Here is a 15,585-nt window from a genome sequence, read left to right on the forward strand (position 1 = left end):
AGGGTTTATGAATATAGTAAATAGATTTTTGATTCTAACAATAATTGTAGGTTCGCTTTTTAGTTGTGCATGGTATAAAGGTCCTGAACCTTCGGCTGTGGATAGCTCGGGCACTAGTCTTGACGGTTCATCTTTGGGCGAATCTGGATCAAATACAATTAGTTTGCTTAAGTCTGGAGAAAATTCAGGTGGTAATTTTGCAGACGATGGTGGTAATTTTGAAACTACAGATTTTGATAATGTTACTTAAAATAAAAAATAAATGGAGATTAATAGCATGAAAAAGAAAATAATTGGTTTAGCTGTAATAGCCTCAGTATTAGCGTTGGCTAGTTGTTCTAGTGACAGACCTGATAATAGTGATCTAATAAAAGATAAGTATGCAGGTGTTGATAGTTCAGATGCCTTAGAAATGTCATCAAAAATATTTGGTTCTGAAAATATGAGTTCAGATGAAGTTTCTAAAATGAAAGAAGAGTTAATGGGTATAAACTGTAGATCTGTGTATTTTGGATTTGATAGTAATGATGTTACTGATGATGCTAAAACATGCCTAGATCAAACAGCAGACTATCTAATAGCGCATCCTAATCAGCCAATTAAACTTTCAGGTAACACCGACCCAAGAGGAAGTGATAAATATAACTTTAATTTAGGTCAAAAAAGAGCTGATGCAGTTAATCAATACTTATTATCAAAAGGTGTTAATCAAGACCAAGTATGTGTGGTAAGTTATGGTAAATTAAAGCCAGCAGCAGAACCTACGCAGTACTATGATGAGTTCTGTAGTGATGGCATGAATGATGCTTGTATGTATAAAGCATCTGAGAAAGCTTATTATTTAGATAGAAGAACTGATCTTGATTTCGGTGTGAAATGTGATGAAAGTGACTCATCTATTCAGCCATCAGCAGAAATGTAATCTGATTTTTTATCTATTCTTTTTTCTAAAATTAATCTAAAATACACTTCATAATTCTATATAACTTTAATTATCATGATTAAAATACCTAAAATTGGCTTTGTGAGTCTTGGTTGTCCTAAAAACCTTGTTGACTCTGAAAGAATAATTACTAAGCTAAAAGCTGAAGGCTATGAACTATGCGATAGTTACAATAATGCTGACATGGTAATCGTAAACACTTGTGGGTTTCTTAACTCGGCAATAGATGAATCACTTGAAGTGATTGGTGAAGCGATTGCTAAAAACGGTAAAGTGCTTGTGACTGGATGTCTTGGCAATAAAGCAGACATGATAAAAGAGAAGCATCCTAAGGTTTTAAGCATTACAGGACCACAGGATTATGAAAATTTAATCGAAGCTGTACATACTCATGCTCCGATATTTGCTAGTGATTTTGTATCTTTAGTTCCACCACAGGGTATAAAGCTTACACCGAGACACTATTCTTATTTGAAAATATCTGAAGGTTGTAACAATACTTGTACTTTTTGCATTATTCCAGATATTCGCGGTAAATTAAAAAGCCGTAATATTGATAATATTATGATAGAGGCTGAGAAGCTTAAAAATGCAGGTGTAAAAGAGCTACTAGTAATTTCGCAAGATACTTCAGCGTATGGTGTTGACATAAAGTATAACCCTGGTATTTGGCATGATAAACAATACCAAAGCAATATATTGGATTTATCTACAGCATTGGGTGAGCTAGATATGTGGACAAGATTGCATTATGTATATCCATACCCTCATGTTGATAAAATTGTACCACTTATGGCTCAAGGTAAGATTTTACCGTATTTAGATGTACCATTACAGCACTCTAGCCCAGAAGTACTAAAAAGAATGAAGCGACCAGCTCATACACAAAAGACTCTTGATAGAATCAATAAGTGGCGTGATATATGTCCAGATATTGCTATTCGTAGTACATTTATAGTTGGTTTCCCAGGTGAGACAGAAGCAGATTTTGAGCATTTGCTAGATTTTGCTAGACAAGCACAGCTTGATAGAGTTGGCTGCTTTAAGTACTCTGAGGTTGAAGGTGCTAAAGCTAATGATTTTGATGATTTGATATCCGAAGAAGTTAAGCAGCAGCGATTAGATACTTTTATGGGTTTACAGTCTGAGATAAGTGCTAAGAAGCTTGAAAGATTTGTAGGCACTGAGCAGCAAGTTATAATTGATTCAATAAATACTGATGAAAACTACGCAATAGGTCGTACAAAATACGATGCTCCAGAAGTTGATGGTCAAGTAATAATCGGCGATGCAAAAGAGCGTAGATTGAAAGTTGGCGAGTTTGCTATCGTAGAAATCACAGAATCTACAGAATATGACTTAATTGCTGACTAAGACATTTATATATATTTGTAAGGATATGTATCTTCTCTATTTTGAAATGAAATAATCTTACTATTTTGAATCATGCCATTTTTAATATTGATAGAGTTTTCTAATGTTTTACTCTTAGCACCACTTTCTTTCTTCAAAATCACATTGGGAAGATAACTCAAGACAGTTTCTGATATGCATCTTGAAGTACTTTCCCAAAGATAACTAGGAGTATGATCTACACCATAATAATCTATGGACTCTACTTTAAACATCGGCTTTTTAAAGCTAGTTGGTTTAGAGAAATAAAATCCCATCTCTTCATCACAGCTAACATCAATTATTAGGCTATTGGGTTTTATTTTTGCAAAATTTTTCTTATTGATAAATATCGTTGGATTGTTAGGGTCTTGTAATATTCCATTAACGATAATGTCAGATTTGCTAATTAGATTGATCAACTTTTTATTTTCAGATAAATCTTCTGAAACTCTAACATACTTGCAACCATTTATTACATCTTGTAAATCTGCAATTGTACGGCGAGAGCACACGGTTATATCCTTGAAGCCACGACCTTGTAAAGCATATATGGCCCCACGACTAACAGCCCCAAAGCCAATTATTAGTATTTTTTTCTGTTCTCCATATCTACCGTCTGTAGCTTTTAATTGAAGTGCATGCAAAACAGCACAGTATCCAGCTAATTCATTGTTTTGCCAGAAGCTATGGCGGGGTGTTTTTTTATCATCTTGCAATGAATACATATCTTCAAAGGCTAATAATGTTAATTTTTTGTCGATAGCTATCTGTGTGATTTCTTTCTGTTGTACACAGTGTGACCATCCCCAAACAATACTTTCATCTTTAATATCCATCAAGTCTTGTAATACTGGTTTAGCTAGTATTATGTTCCCAATACTTTTTAATATTTCATCTCGCGAAGCAATACCTCCAGTTTGACTAGCAATTTTCTCATCAGAAATATTCATAGATTTACCATAACCACTTTCAAATATAAGTTGCTCACGAATTTCTTTAGGTATTTCAGATATATGATCAGGGTGAATGGGAAGTCTTTGTTCATTTTCTTTTCTTGAAGTCCCGATGACTCCAAATGTTAATTTGTTCATGTTTGTATCCTTGTTGTTAAATAATATATTTATCAACACTTATATGGTCACAAAAGAATGTCTCTAATTTAATAGATAAACTCTTACATATACATGTATAGTGTCAAAAGTTAGATCAAAAAAAGCTGTTTATTTACAGGTCAGACTAAGAATGAGTATCAGTAGGCTAATTGAAAAAATTAGAGCTACCTGTTTGAGTATATACTAATTATTGTAGTGATAAGGTAATTAATAATTATACTGAAGCATCAGAGCTGTGATAGCTAGCACTTACTTAATTATCTCATGTTTTTATTGACAATTAAGTCTAACTTAGAATATACTGTGTAAATGTTGTGTGTTGAGTGAATAAAATGAAATTGGAACTAAAAAAATACTTAGATATTGCAGAGGCTATAAGTAAACTTTTAAGTCCTTTCGCTGAAGTTGTAATACATGATTTATCAACTAATAAAATTGAAGCAATATTTAATTCTATATCTAAACGAGAAGTTGGAGACTCTTCATATTTAGATCATATTAATTTAGAGACATATGATGAGCTTTCAAATGTTATTGGTCCATATGAAAAGTTAAATTATGACGGAAGAAAACTAAAATGTATCATTACTGTAATTAGAAATAGTGATGATGTTGCAGTTGGTACGCTGTGCATAAACCTAGACATATCTGTATTTGATAAGTATAGAGGAATTTTACAGCTGTTTTTGACAAATAATGATAAAGGGATGTCTCAAAAATCTCAGAGTCTATTTAGAGATACTTTATATGAGCAAATCAATAATTTTGTTCAGAAATATTGTTTAAATCACAATTTGAGCATAGACAATCTGACAAGGCTTCAGAAAAAAAATCTAATATTAGAGCTTAAGCAAAATGGAGCTCTTGATGGAAAGAATGCTAGTCACTATATTGCTAGAGCTTTGAATGTGAGTAGAGCAACGGTCTATAACTATCTAAAATAAATTTATAAAAAGGAAGTAAGATGTTAATTATACTAGGTGCCTTAATAGGCTTTTTTGCAAGCTTTGTATCCACTCTACTTGGTGGAGGTGCTGGACTTATTGCTACACCTGCTTTTTTTTACATAATATTGCATACTTATGGTGCAGACTTCGCGATGCAGATAGCTTTAGCAACTTGTTGTGGAATGTCTGTATGTCTTAGTTTGGTTGCTACATATAAACATTTACGGAGAGGCAATATTCAAATTGGAGAGTTAAAATATTTTTTGATTGCTTTAGCTATAGGCTCGGTAATTGGAGGTGTGTTGGTTAAGCATATTGATACAGTTCTTTTAAAACATATATTTTCAGTGATACTTGTATTAAGTGGAATCTGGATGATTCTACATAATGATAGTAAGATTGTTAAATTGCCTGGAACCGTAGCTTATCCAATTTGTAGCTTTTGTGGTGTTTTAAGTGTGCTTGCAACATCAACTACCTTTGCTACGATGTTTTTTATTAAAATAGGTGTAGAAATTAGGAAAGCTATATCAATTGCTAGTGTTTGTGTGGTAATAAATTCAACTATAGCAACTTTTATGCTAGTTTATGGTATAAAAGTAAATATTCCCCAAACATTTGGGTATATTAGCTTACCGTTGCTATTATCATCAGCACCTTTTTCTATTATCGGAAGTTTGCTTGCGGTGAGATATTTAGGTGTGATATCACCAGTGCTTCTTAAAAGATTGTTTATAGTTCTGATGTTTGTATCTGCTGTGATAATGGCTTTATAAATCACTTTTAAGTTTACAGGAATATTATGAGGGAATTAAAATTTTGGCAGGTTGATGCATTTACTCAAGAACCTTTTAAAGGAAATCCAGCCGCAGTTTTTATATTAGAAGAAGAGCTTGATGATGACCTAATGCAACTAATAGCAATTGAAATGAATTTATCTGAAACGGCATTTATTCTCTTAAGAGAAAATAAAAACCCTTTGCTCAGATGGTTTACACCAATGTATGAGATTGACTTATGTGGACATGCTACTATTGCGAGTTCAGAAGTGTATTTTTCACATGTAGATAGAGATACAGATAAGGTTGTTTTTGATACCAAGTATGTTGGACCGATTGAAGTGAATAAGTGTGATCAAGCTTATACTATGAGCTTTCCTCTTCGTGAAGGTGAAGAAGTAAATGTAAATAGTATACCAAAATATATTTTAGACAGCTTATCCTCATCTAAGCCAATTTACGCTGCAAAATCACGAGACTTAATGTTAGTTTATGATAATGAAGATTCTATTTTAGAAATGAAACCTGATTTTAACAAACTGTTAGAATGTGACGAGTTTATAATTGTTACAGCAAAATCATCTAATTCAAAATATGATTTCATATCTAGATTTTTCTGTGCAGCTGAAGGTATTTTAGAAGACCCTGTAACAGGCTCTGCTCATTCAACTCTAGCACCATACTGGGCAAAACAACTTAATAAAACTAATATGTTGGCTTATCAAGCTTCAAAAAGAGGTGGGGAGTTGAGATTAGAGATGAAAGCAGACCATGTAAACATAACAGGGTATGCTGTGAAATTGATAGAAGGGTGTATGAGTTTATAACTATCTTCAATTGAAAATATAAATATATAAGGTATACTTTGAGATTCAACTGGAGAGGTGGCCGAGTGGTTGAAGGCGCACGCCTGGAAAGCGTGTATAGTAGAAATACTATCGAGAGTTCGAATCTCTTCCTCTCCGCCAAAGATAATTTAGAGTATGCTAAATTACTATAGAATTATTTTATCCATACTTGATATGAATTGTTGATATAATTTATTTAATTCTTTTTTATCAATACAATAATAATTTTTATTAGCCTTAGTTTCTGATAATAAGATTTTTGTATCTTTAAGTTCAAATATTAGTGAAATAATTAGTAGTTTACCTATTGTTTATATATCTAATCCGATGCCGAAAATAATAGCAAATATAAAATATGTCAATATTAAACTAATGTTGAAGCTATTTGGTTTGTTAAGTTTATATATTATGAATCACCTAAATACCTGAGATATCCTCATAAGAATGTAACTTATGAAGATTATATTCTGAGATTTATAGCCTGCCAAAAAACATTATAAATTTAAAGAAAATAATAGTTTATGTTATTCCTTGTGCAGACATTAAAAGAGTTATTATGAATGCAGATGTGATATTATATGAAAAATATTAATAAGATTAATAAGATTATCTTATAAGGTAAATAAGTAATTAATATTGGTATTAATTTTTACAATTCAATATTATATGTTGGTATGATCAATATTGATTTTTATAATTATAAATATAAACCAAAGGAAAAACAGATGCTTAAAAAAATTGTAATAGCTCTAGGAACTTCTAGTTTGTTGTTTGCTTCTAGTGGAATAGCAGGTGAAAAAACTAATCCAACAGGTGAAACTAAAGCACCATCAGCTAGCCAAAATACTACGCCGCAGCTGAATTTATCACCACTGCGTAATTTAAATACAGTTGATAGTCCTATGGGTAGTGACTATAGTTATCGTGAAGCGTTTAAAAAAGTTAATATTGATGAATTAAAAGCGGATATGAAAGAGCTTCTTACAAAGTCTCAAGACTGGTGGCCAGCAGATTTCGGTAATTATGCTCCTTTCTTTGTTAGACTATCATGGCATGACGCAGGGACTTATAGAGTATCTGATGGTCGTGGAGGAGCTAACCGTGGCCAACAAAGGTTCTCTCCATTAAACAGCTGGCCAGATAATGTAAACCTTGATAAAGCCCGTCAACTTTTATGGCCAATTAAACAAAAATACGGTGATGCTGTTTCATGGTCTGATTTGATTGTGCTAGCAGGTACGGTATCTTTAGAGTCTATGGGTATGGAGCCAATTGGTTTTGCATTTGGTAGAGAAGATGATTGGCAAGGTGATGATACTGATTGGGGTGTTTCTCCAGAAGTACTATCTAGTAATGTTAAAAATGGTAAGCTTATAAAACCTTTCTCCGCTACAGAAATGGGTTTAATTTATGTAAACCCAGAGGGCCCAGATGGTATCCCTGATAAGAAAAAAGCTGGTAGTGCAATCCGTCAAGCCTTTAGTGGTATGGGAATGAATGATAAGGAAACAGTTGCTTTGATAGCAGGTGGTCACGCATTTGGTAAAACTCATGGAGCAGTGCCAAAAGAAGATCTTCAGAAAGATATTGGTCCAGCACCTGATAAAGCCCCAATTGAACAGCAAGGATTAGGTTGGCATAATAGTTATGGTAGTGGTAACGCTGATGATACTATGGGTAGTGGTCTTGAAGGTTCATGGACATCTACACCAACTCACTGGAATTCAACTTTCTTAGATAACTTATATAATCTAGATTGGAAGAAAACATTATCTCCAGCAGGAGCTCATCAGTGGACTCCAACAAACTCAAAAGAGAGTGATATGGTTCCTGATGCACATAAGCCAGGTGTAAAACATAAACCTATGATGTTTACAACTGATTTGGCTCTTAGAGAAGATCCTAAGTTTAATAAATATGCTGAAGAGTTCCATAAAAACCCTAAAGAATTTAAGAAAGAATTTGCTAAAGCATGGTTCAAGCTGACTCATAGAGATATGGGACCAGCTTCAAGATATATGGGGTCATGGGTTCCTAAGCAAACATTTGCATGGCAAGATCCTGTACCTAAGGCTGATTATAAGCAAGTATCTAAAAAGGACATTTCACAGCTTGAAGAAATGGTTGCTAAATCTGGACTATCTAGACAACAACTTATTAAAACTGCTTGGGCTTCTGCGTCAACGTATCGTAAAACTGACTACAGAGGTGGTACTAACGGTGCAAGAATTGCATTAGCTCCAGAAAAAGATTGGGCTATGAATGAGCCAAAAAATCTTGAATTAGTATTGACTAAATTAAAAGAAATTCAAACTAAGTTTAACAAAAGTAAAACTGATGGAACTAAAGTTTCATTAGCAGACTTAATTGTTTTGGCTGGTAATATGAGTGTAGAAGAAGCGGCTAATGAAGCTGGCTTTAATATTGAGATTCCATTTGTACCAGGTAGAACAGATGCGACTCAAAAACAAACTGATGTTAAATCTATTAATTACTTAAAAACTAAATCAGATGGTTTTGTAAACTATACAGATGGTAGTGTAAGTCCAAACAAACTTCCACAAGCATTAGTTGAAAAAGCGAGTATGTTAGATTTAAATGTCCCAGAAATGACAGTTTTAGTTGGCGGTATGAGAGCATTAGATACTAACTATAAAGATTCTCAAGATGGTGTGTTTACATCAAAAGCAGGACAGCTTAACAACTCATTCTTTGTAAACTTACTTGATATGTCTACAAAGTGGGAAAAATCTGATAAACCAGGTGAGTATGTTGGTCTTAGTAGAAAAACTGGTGATGCTAGATGGACAGCTTCTTCTGTTGACTTAATCTTTGGATCTAACTCTGAACTTAAAGCTGTGGCTCAAGTTTATGCAGAAAAAGGCAATGAGCAGAAGTTTGTAAATGACTTTGCTAAGGCTTGGCATAAAGTTATGATGAACGGTAGATTTGATGTTCAAAACAATCCTACTTCTAAAAAAACAACTTATGATAATGTTATTATCTAATCGCTAAGATATCTTTAAAAATATTCTTTAATTATCCAACTTTAGCAATTACTTTATTGTTAGACCATGTGAGATTGATTTTCTATATTGATCAGTATCAAGTTTAAGGACTTGTTCTGGTATTCGTTCAAGACTTTGTCTGCTTTCATCACTAGTATTATAGATGCGAATCTCTGCTAGATCATCATTTTGTCACTATTTATCATGAACTCATGAGAGTTTTTAGGTGAGTTAACTCTTCTAACAACAACGGCTATTTTCCTGAAAGGTAGGTCGATACATTTACCATCCGTAGATTCTTTTGAGTATGGCTATTAGAGTCGATAGAAGACATACTGTCAAGATCACCTACATCCCAACAATCATTGCCTATTTCTTCAGTGTATAGGGTATTGTTTGATTCATTCGAGATTTTTACTCTGAACTCATTTTATTATCAGTAGTTTCTTGGTCACTATTAGCATAACATGTACGCCTAATAGACTAATTAGTAGACTTGTATATAGCTTTTTCATAAAATATGATCCTAAAATAAATGCAGAGAATTAATTATAGTTTTAACTTTTTTTAAAAGGTATAGTAGGAATGGATATGTTTTTTTAAGAATTTAATGCTTTTTCCTTTGGAGTGTTAGCATTCCCATTACAATCAAACAGCCCCATCCTAACATAAGAGTGGTTCCTCCAATTGGAGCTAATCTTAACGCTTGAGATAGGTTAAATATTACGAAGCAATATATACTAAAACTAAACATCAAAGTACCCAGGATAAATAGTATAGAGCTAAGTTTAAGAAAAATGCTATTTGTTATATTATGAGTTGTAAGTGAAATTAGCCCTATAATACTTATTAGTATTGCATAAAGCTGATTATAACGAATAGCTGTCATTAGCATATCAAAGTGTTCACTAGAAATATGTGTTTTTAATCCATGCTCAGCGTAAGCACCTATTGCTACAGATATAAAGCCAAATATAGCTCCGATAATTAAAGTCATTACTTCTCTCCTTTGTTTTGTAAAAAAGATTTAACTTGAAGTATTATGTCATTGCACGCTATTTTTGCTTCATTAACTTTAGTATATAAATCAAAAAAACCATGTATTAAACCTTCATAACACTTATACTCTACATTAGCATTAGATCTGGATAGTAAATTAAAATATAACCTACCATCATCTCTTAATACATCTAATTCTGTTGTAAATATTAATGCTGGAGCCAAATTCTCAAAATTTGTTCCCCGAACTGGTAAAGCATATGGATCTTGTATATCACTTATATTACTAAGATATTGTTTCCAAAACCACTCCATTGTATCTCTCGTTAAAATATAGCCAGATGAATAATTACTATATGATTCTGTAGAATAGTTAATATCTAGCATAGGACTAATTATAATCTGACAAGCCAATGTAAACTTATTTCTATCTCTTGCCATCATAGCAACAACTGCCGCAAGATTACCTCCACAACTTTCTCCCCAAACACCTATTTTTGATGAGTCAATATTAAGTTCCTTACTATGACTAAAAACCCAACTTGTAGCTAAAAAACAATCTTCTGGTGCTGCTGGAAAAGGATGTTCCGGAGCTAATCTATAGTCCACAGCTATAACCATACAGCCAACTTCACTAGCGATACGTCGGCATGTTTGATCATAAATATCCATATTATCTCTTATTACAAAGCCACCTCCATGAAAATACATTAATGCTGGCAGTTGATTATTCAGTGATGGGTAATATAACCTTACTTTAATGCTTCTAGCATGTGTATTTACAATTTTAGCTGCTACCACCTTTGCCATTAAAATAGACTCTTCTTTTGGTTTTTTATAAAATGCTTCATTGAAAGCATGCCTTAACCCTTTGGGAGAAAAAGAAGAATAATTAGGGAATCCTGAAGAATTATAGTTATCTATTATGTTTTGCATCTCTTTTGAAATAGTCATTTTTTCTCCTTTGTTTGGTGTTATCTCACAATAACTTAACCTTTTAAATCTCCAGCTTGCAAAAGCTTTGTAGGCCAGATTTGTGATTTGTTTGATTATTGGTAATGAAACTATTACTGCGAATAACTTCCAAAATTTTAATTGTTGCCATATCAAAATAAATGAATCTAAGCCAATAAATAAGTTACCTTCATTATCTCTAGTATGTAAAAGCTTTAGAGTGTCATTATATTCAAGATTTTCATTTACTAAAGTATCTGTAGATGTTGTTATATCTATCCATTCAAATATATTTTCAGGGGCTACTCTTTTGTAGTATCTAATTTCTTTTGAGCAGAGACCACATTTTCCATCATAAAAAACTTTTATCATTATGATATGTTTTTGTTTTTATATAATGATTAATTGTAGTAGATATTGTGAAAAAACTATAGAAACTTTGAGATTATAAAAACTAAGATTATTTTGTAATAGTTATTTTATACCACTATGTCTTAGTAAAGCATCCTCATTAGGTTTGCGACCCATAAAGCCGACAAAATTATCCATAGCATCTCGAGATGAACCTTTTGAAATAATATTTTCAAGCAAATCACTGCCTACACAATCACTTAAAACACCTTCATTTTCAAAGCGAGAAAACACATCAGAAGATAGAATTTCTGCCCATTTATAACTATAGTATCCTGCAGCATAGCCACCAGCAAAAATGTGTGAAAATCCGTTTTGGAATTTGTTATAGCTAGGAGCTTTCATAAGGTTTGCAGACTCTCTAACTTTATTAAGTTCGGCTTGTACCTCAGTAACAGTTGTAGCTTTATTATAATGAATATTGATATCAAAAAGTGCAAACTCAAGTTGGCGAACCATTGCCATTGCTGATTGGAAATGTCTTGTACCTATTAGTTTATCTATTTGCTGAGTTGTAAGAGCTTTACCATCACGAGAGCCTGACATTAAGTCTAAACCTTCTTTGCACCAACAAAAGTTTTCCATAAATTGACTTGGTAGCTCGACAGCGTCCCACTCAACACCATTTGTACCAGATATAGATGGGATGCTAACTTTTGATAATATGTGGTGTAGAGCATGACCAAATTCATGAAATAGCGTTACTACATCATTATGCGTAAGGTTTGCACCATCTTTTGAAGGTGGCATAAAGTTACAGTTTACATAGGCAACAGGCATTTGCTGTGAGCCATCAGACTTTATGAAAGCAGTACGAGAGCCATCCATCCAAGCACCACCACGCTTGTTATCACGAGCGAAATAATCACAAATAATAGTGCCAACATATTCTCCAGAACGATAAAACTCAAGTGTACGCTGTTCTGCTAAGTATTTTTTATAGTCGGTGTTTTCTCTTACTTCAAGTCCATATATTTTACCTAAAATATTAAATAAACCCTGTTGTACTTTTTCTAGTGGAAAGTACTCGCGTAACTCTTCGTCGGTAAAATCATATTTTGCTTTTTTAAGTTTCTCTGAGTAGTAGCCGGTATCCCATGGTTTTAAGTCATTAGTAAGACCACTATCTTCAGCAAATTTGCGTAATGCTTCTAGTTCATGTTTTGCTTGAGATTTTGATTTTTCTAATAGATTGTTTAGTAGTTCTAAAACTTGCTTAGGAGTTTCAGCCATCTTCGTATAAAGTGAGTAGTCAGCGTAACTATCAAATCCAAGGATTTGAGTTTTTTCTATTCGCAGCTTGAGGATTTTCTCGATATTATCATCATTGTTAAAACTTTTGTTTTCAGCTTCAGCAGAAGCTTTAGTACAAAATGCTTTATAAAAAGTTTCTCTTAGCTTTCTGTTATCAGCTTGCTGCATAACTGCTAGATATGTTGGTATATCTATTCCTAAAGCATATTTACCTTTAGATTCTTTTTGTTTTGCTTTTTCAATTGCTGCAGAGATAGTATTTTCAGGTAACCCTTTAAGTTCAGCTTCATTATCTGTTTCGTAAACCCAGCTCATAGTTGCATCTAAAACATTATTTTCAAAACTAGTTGTTAGTTTTGCTAATTCTTGAGATATTTCTTGTAGTCGTTTTCTCTTTGACTCTTCAAGGTCTACTCCTGATGCCTCAAAACCTTTTATAGCTTTCTTGACAGTCTGAGCTTGTTCAGGGTTTAAATCTTGCTTTTGTACTTGTTTATAGGCGTTAAAGAGACCTTTATTTTGACCAACTTTTGTATAAAATTCTGTAAGCTTAGATATTGCATACTCATATCCATCACGTAATTCTGGAGTATTACAAACGGCATTTAAATGAGATATTGTTGAGCATATTTGTGTGATTTTTTCATCATCTTCTTCCAGCTTAAGTAAGTCTATCCATGATATCTGTTGTTGTTTTAGCGTATTGTCGAGGTTAGTTTGAGCTGTTGTAAGACTTTCATCAATTGCTGTTTTTATCTCATCAGCATTAAAATTAGCGAGGTTAGGTAGATCAGAATAAGTTAGTAATGAGTTCATGTTTTCTCCGAACTGGTTTAGATATATAATATTATATAAGTTCAAATATCAGTTATATCAAGGTTTATTTTATGATGAGTTTACAAGAAGAAAGAAATGATGCGGAGCTTTATTTTATAGAATATAAGCCTGGTAATATAAAGTTAAATGTAGGGAGTTATAGTCAAGCAGTAATAGTATCGTTACAAAAGGTAGTCAAATATGATAATAATATAATCAAGCTTAATGACATAAATAGCGATCATCTTGATATATTACTCAAAGATAGTCCTGAGGTTATATTGATTGGTACAGGCTCAAAACAAGAACTTCCAATTATCGATATCATAGCTAAATTAGCAAATGCTGGCAAAAGTGTAGATTTTATGGCAAGTGAGAAGGCTTGCAAAACCTATAACCTTTTAGTAAATGAGGGAAGAAATGTAGGCTGTATCATAATTTGATGTAGAACGGTTTATTTGTATGGCAATAGTGCTATAATGCAATTGAATACTAAAATTTTTTTAATCATAAGAATGGAGAATGCTATGAAAAATATAATTAAATTTGGAGCTATTACGATGACGGTTGCAGCTTTAGCAAGCTGCTCAACATTTGGCTTTGGAGATGATTCTAAATCAGCAAATACTAGTGATTCAGCTAATGATACTCAAACAGTACAAGTAAACCCAGATGCTGTAAGTGCAGATTCTTCAACTCCAGTATCTAAGATTAGTTTAAAGCAGGATGGTGACCAACTTAAGGCGACTATTTATACAACGTATAATAACAATCCAAATGGTAGTGTAAAACTTCAGTGGAAAGCACCTGAAGGCACTAAATGCTACGACACTAGCTTCCCAATCACTAAATATGGTGAGAAAAATGATATGACTTGGGCTACTGTTCAAGTTAAGCAAGGCAAAAATGAATGTAAAGGTGATTGGACTGCAAATGTTGAGTTTGATGGAGACATTATCGCAACGGATACATTGAACGTTAACTAATCTACATTTATATAAAAAATAAAAAGGGTTTCTATGAAAAAAATAGGATTATTCGTTGTTTGTATATCTTTAAGTATTATGCTGAGTTCTTGTGTGACAAGTACACAAGATAAGATTAATGATCTACAGCTTACTCAAAAACAATTGCAAAATAAAGCATCTGAAAGTCTTGCTAATATCCAGGCACTTAAAGATAAGGTTGTTAAATATAGAGCAGAAGCTGATGAACTACAGAAAAAATCTGACAAAATGGATAAAGATATATCTGATCTGAAAGTTGCGTATGGACAATTTGAAGATCCAAATAATGATAGTGCCATAGCTGTAAATAGTGAGCTTGTATCTAAAATGAAACAAAAGGTCGATATTGATGAAAAAATTAATAAATATCGATCTCAAGCAAACACATTTGCCTCACAGATAACTCAGCTAAAAGCAACATCTCAAACTCAAGCTAGTCAAGCCTCAAAAATATCATCACAAATAGCACAACTTAGCTCTAAAAAGTAAATAGTTGTTTTACTTATTAGCACATGATGATAGAATTTCTACTAAGATTATAAGTGTTTATAGCGTTATGACTAAACTACAAAAAATATTTGTTTCTTTAGGTTGTATTTCAGTGATGTTGATAGCTGGTTGTGCTACAGATTCAGTTGAAAAACTTGCTAAACTAGAGAAAACTCAGCAGCAGACACAACAAGAATTGTTGGATGCAAAAAAGCAGCTTGAAGAGGCTAATTTAAAAGTCCAAAGATATAATGAGCTAACTGATAAATATGAAAAATTAATTAAAGAGCAGACAACTAATTTAAAAGAATTAGAAGAGGAGTATATCTTATTAAAAAATAAAAAAGACTCTAGTAAACAAGCAGTAAAAAGTAAACTTATGGAGTCTGCTCAGAAATCCGTTGTCTTACAAAGAAGACTGAAAAGATACTCATCAAAAATAGATACATATGAGAAAAAATCAGAGAAGTTAGAAGAAAAAGTAAAAGCAACAGAAGTTTCTGTAAAAGAAACAAGTAATGAAATCAGCAAGATAAAGAAAGAAATCGTAAAAGCTACTTTTGAAGAAAATCAAAGAGAAGTTAAAGAGGTTAAGGCTAAGGTTTCTGGTACCTTAGATTAAT

Annotated in this window: 15 protein-coding genes and 1 tRNA gene; 12 read left to right on the plus strand and 4 right to left on the minus strand. The window is 32.7% G+C overall.

Annotated elements, in window-relative coordinates; all coding sequences use genetic code 11:
- Positions 1-7 precede the first annotated feature (7 nt).
- The 3 genes from CDH04_RS01250 (at position 8) to rimO (ending at position 2,317) form a co-directional block, all read left to right on the plus strand.
- A complete protein-coding gene (locus CDH04_RS01250) occupies positions 8-250 on the plus strand; it encodes a hypothetical protein (protein WP_112869301.1) in 243 nt (80 codons plus the stop codon).
- A 27-nt stretch (positions 251-277) separates the two neighbouring features.
- A complete protein-coding gene (locus CDH04_RS01255) occupies positions 278-922 on the plus strand; it encodes an OmpA family protein (protein WP_112869302.1) in 645 nt (214 codons plus the stop codon).
- A gap of 75 nt (positions 923-997) precedes the next feature.
- Positions 998-2,317, plus strand: a complete 1,320-nt coding sequence (gene rimO / locus CDH04_RS01260) for a 30S ribosomal protein S12 methylthiotransferase RimO (RefSeq protein ID WP_112869303.1) — start codon at positions 998-1,000, stop codon at positions 2,315-2,317.
- Positions 2,318-2,322: 5 nt separating this feature from the next.
- Here rimO and CDH04_RS01265 read toward each other — a convergent pair whose 3' ends face one another.
- Entirely contained in the window at positions 2,323-3,429 is a 1,107-nt protein-coding gene (locus CDH04_RS01265) for a N(5)-(carboxyethyl)ornithine synthase (RefSeq protein ID WP_112869304.1), read from the minus strand.
- A gap of 353 nt (positions 3,430-3,782) precedes the next feature.
- On the opposite strand from CDH04_RS01265, the gene CDH04_RS01270 reads away from it, so the two are divergent.
- The 5 genes from CDH04_RS01270 (at position 3,783) to katG (ending at position 9,032) form a co-directional block, all read left to right on the plus strand.
- Positions 3,783-4,394: a helix-turn-helix transcriptional regulator gene (locus tag CDH04_RS01270; RefSeq protein ID WP_112869305.1), complete on the plus strand. Its 612-nt coding sequence runs from the start codon at positions 3,783-3,785 to the stop codon at positions 4,392-4,394.
- A gap of 20 nt (positions 4,395-4,414) precedes the next feature.
- A complete protein-coding gene (locus CDH04_RS01275) occupies positions 4,415-5,173 on the plus strand; it encodes a sulfite exporter TauE/SafE family protein (RefSeq protein WP_112869306.1) in 759 nt (252 codons plus the stop codon).
- A gap of 26 nt (positions 5,174-5,199) precedes the next feature.
- On the plus strand, positions 5,200-6,003 hold the full coding sequence (locus CDH04_RS01280) for a PhzF family phenazine biosynthesis protein (RefSeq protein ID WP_112869307.1): 804 nt from the start codon (positions 5,200-5,202) through the stop codon (positions 6,001-6,003).
- A 51-nt stretch (positions 6,004-6,054) separates the two neighbouring features.
- A tRNA-Ser gene (locus tag CDH04_RS01285) sits at positions 6,055-6,144 on the plus strand.
- A gap of 605 nt (positions 6,145-6,749) precedes the next feature.
- The gene (gene katG, locus CDH04_RS01290; protein ID WP_112869308.1) at positions 6,750-9,032 is read left to right on the plus strand and encodes a catalase/peroxidase HPI; all 2,283 of its coding nucleotides are present in this window, start codon (positions 6,750-6,752) and stop codon (positions 9,030-9,032) included.
- A 607-nt stretch (positions 9,033-9,639) separates the two neighbouring features.
- Here the strand turns inward: katG and CDH04_RS01295 are convergent.
- The 3 genes from CDH04_RS01295 to CDH04_RS01305 all read right to left on the minus strand — a co-directional run bounded on the left by CDH04_RS01295 (position 9,640) and on the right by CDH04_RS01305 (position 13,466).
- Entirely contained in the window at positions 9,640-10,029 is a 390-nt protein-coding gene (locus CDH04_RS01295; RefSeq protein ID WP_112869309.1) for a DUF423 domain-containing protein, read from the minus strand.
- Complete coding sequence (locus CDH04_RS01300; protein ID WP_112869310.1) at positions 10,029-11,357, minus strand: alpha/beta hydrolase fold domain-containing protein; 1,329 nt, start codon at positions 11,355-11,357, stop codon at positions 10,029-10,031. The genes CDH04_RS01295 and CDH04_RS01300 overlap by 1 nt, the downstream gene beginning before the upstream one ends.
- 102 nt (positions 11,358-11,459) lie before the next feature.
- Positions 11,460-13,466 (minus strand): M3 family metallopeptidase, encoded by a 2,007-nt coding sequence (locus CDH04_RS01305; RefSeq protein ID WP_112869311.1) that lies wholly within the window; start codon positions 13,464-13,466, stop codon positions 11,460-11,462.
- Positions 13,467-13,537: 71 nt separating this feature from the next.
- Here CDH04_RS01305 and CDH04_RS01310 point away from each other — a divergent pair, with 71 nt between their 5' ends.
- The 4 genes from CDH04_RS01310 to CDH04_RS01325 all read left to right on the plus strand — a co-directional run bounded on the left by CDH04_RS01310 (position 13,538) and on the right by CDH04_RS01325 (position 15,584).
- Positions 13,538-13,909: an Mth938-like domain-containing protein gene (locus CDH04_RS01310; protein WP_112869312.1), complete on the plus strand. Its 372-nt coding sequence runs from the start codon at positions 13,538-13,540 to the stop codon at positions 13,907-13,909.
- Positions 13,910-13,993: 84 nt separating this feature from the next.
- The gene (locus CDH04_RS01315) at positions 13,994-14,452 is read left to right on the plus strand and encodes a TUL4 family lipoprotein (protein WP_112869313.1); all 459 of its coding nucleotides are present in this window, start codon (positions 13,994-13,996) and stop codon (positions 14,450-14,452) included.
- Between the two features lie 33 nt (positions 14,453-14,485).
- Positions 14,486-14,962, plus strand: coding sequence for a coiled-coil domain-containing protein (locus tag CDH04_RS01320; protein ID WP_112869314.1), 477 nt, complete (start codon positions 14,486-14,488; stop codon positions 14,960-14,962).
- Positions 14,963-15,029: 67 nt separating this feature from the next.
- Positions 15,030-15,584 carry a hypothetical protein gene (locus CDH04_RS01325; RefSeq protein WP_162699172.1) on the plus strand — a complete coding sequence of 185 codons (555 nt, stop codon included), beginning with the start codon at positions 15,030-15,032 and terminating at the stop codon, positions 15,582-15,584.
- Position 15,585 lies beyond the last annotated feature (1 nt).

The organism is Francisella adeliensis, from assembly GCF_003290445.1.
GTDB lineage: Bacteria > Pseudomonadota > Gammaproteobacteria > Francisellales > Francisellaceae > Francisella > Francisella adeliensis.

Excerpts from the sequence above, each read along its gene's own strand:
- CDH04_RS01250 (WP_112869301.1), top strand. The coding sequence starts at position 8 with ATGAATATAGTAAATAGATTTTTGATTCTAACAATAATTGTAGGTTCG.
- CDH04_RS01255 (WP_112869302.1), top strand. The coding sequence starts at position 278 with ATGAAAAAGAAAATAATTGGTTTAGCTGTAATAGCCTCAGTATTAGCG.
- rimO (WP_112869303.1), top strand. The coding sequence starts at position 998 with ATGATTAAAATACCTAAAATTGGCTTTGTGAGTCTTGGTTGTCCTAAA.
- CDH04_RS01265 (WP_112869304.1), bottom strand. The coding sequence starts at position 3,429 with ATGAACAAATTAACATTTGGAGTCATCGGGACTTCAAGAAAAGAAAAT.
- CDH04_RS01270 (WP_112869305.1), top strand. The coding sequence starts at position 3,783 with ATGAAATTGGAACTAAAAAAATACTTAGATATTGCAGAGGCTATAAGT.
- CDH04_RS01275 (WP_112869306.1), top strand. The coding sequence starts at position 4,415 with ATGTTAATTATACTAGGTGCCTTAATAGGCTTTTTTGCAAGCTTTGTA.
- CDH04_RS01280 (WP_112869307.1), top strand. The coding sequence starts at position 5,200 with ATGAGGGAATTAAAATTTTGGCAGGTTGATGCATTTACTCAAGAACCT.
- katG (WP_112869308.1), top strand. The coding sequence starts at position 6,750 with ATGCTTAAAAAAATTGTAATAGCTCTAGGAACTTCTAGTTTGTTGTTT.
- CDH04_RS01295 (WP_112869309.1), bottom strand. The coding sequence starts at position 10,029 with ATGACTTTAATTATCGGAGCTATATTTGGCTTTATATCTGTAGCAATA.
- CDH04_RS01300 (WP_112869310.1), bottom strand. The coding sequence starts at position 11,357 with ATGATAAAAGTTTTTTATGATGGAAAATGTGGTCTCTGCTCAAAAGAA.
- CDH04_RS01305 (WP_112869311.1), bottom strand. The coding sequence starts at position 13,466 with ATGAACTCATTACTAACTTATTCTGATCTACCTAACCTCGCTAATTTT.
- CDH04_RS01310 (WP_112869312.1), top strand. The coding sequence starts at position 13,538 with ATGATGAGTTTACAAGAAGAAAGAAATGATGCGGAGCTTTATTTTATA.
- CDH04_RS01315 (WP_112869313.1), top strand. The coding sequence starts at position 13,994 with ATGAAAAATATAATTAAATTTGGAGCTATTACGATGACGGTTGCAGCT.
- CDH04_RS01320 (WP_112869314.1), top strand. The coding sequence starts at position 14,486 with ATGAAAAAAATAGGATTATTCGTTGTTTGTATATCTTTAAGTATTATG.
- CDH04_RS01325 (WP_162699172.1), top strand. The coding sequence starts at position 15,030 with ATGACTAAACTACAAAAAATATTTGTTTCTTTAGGTTGTATTTCAGTG.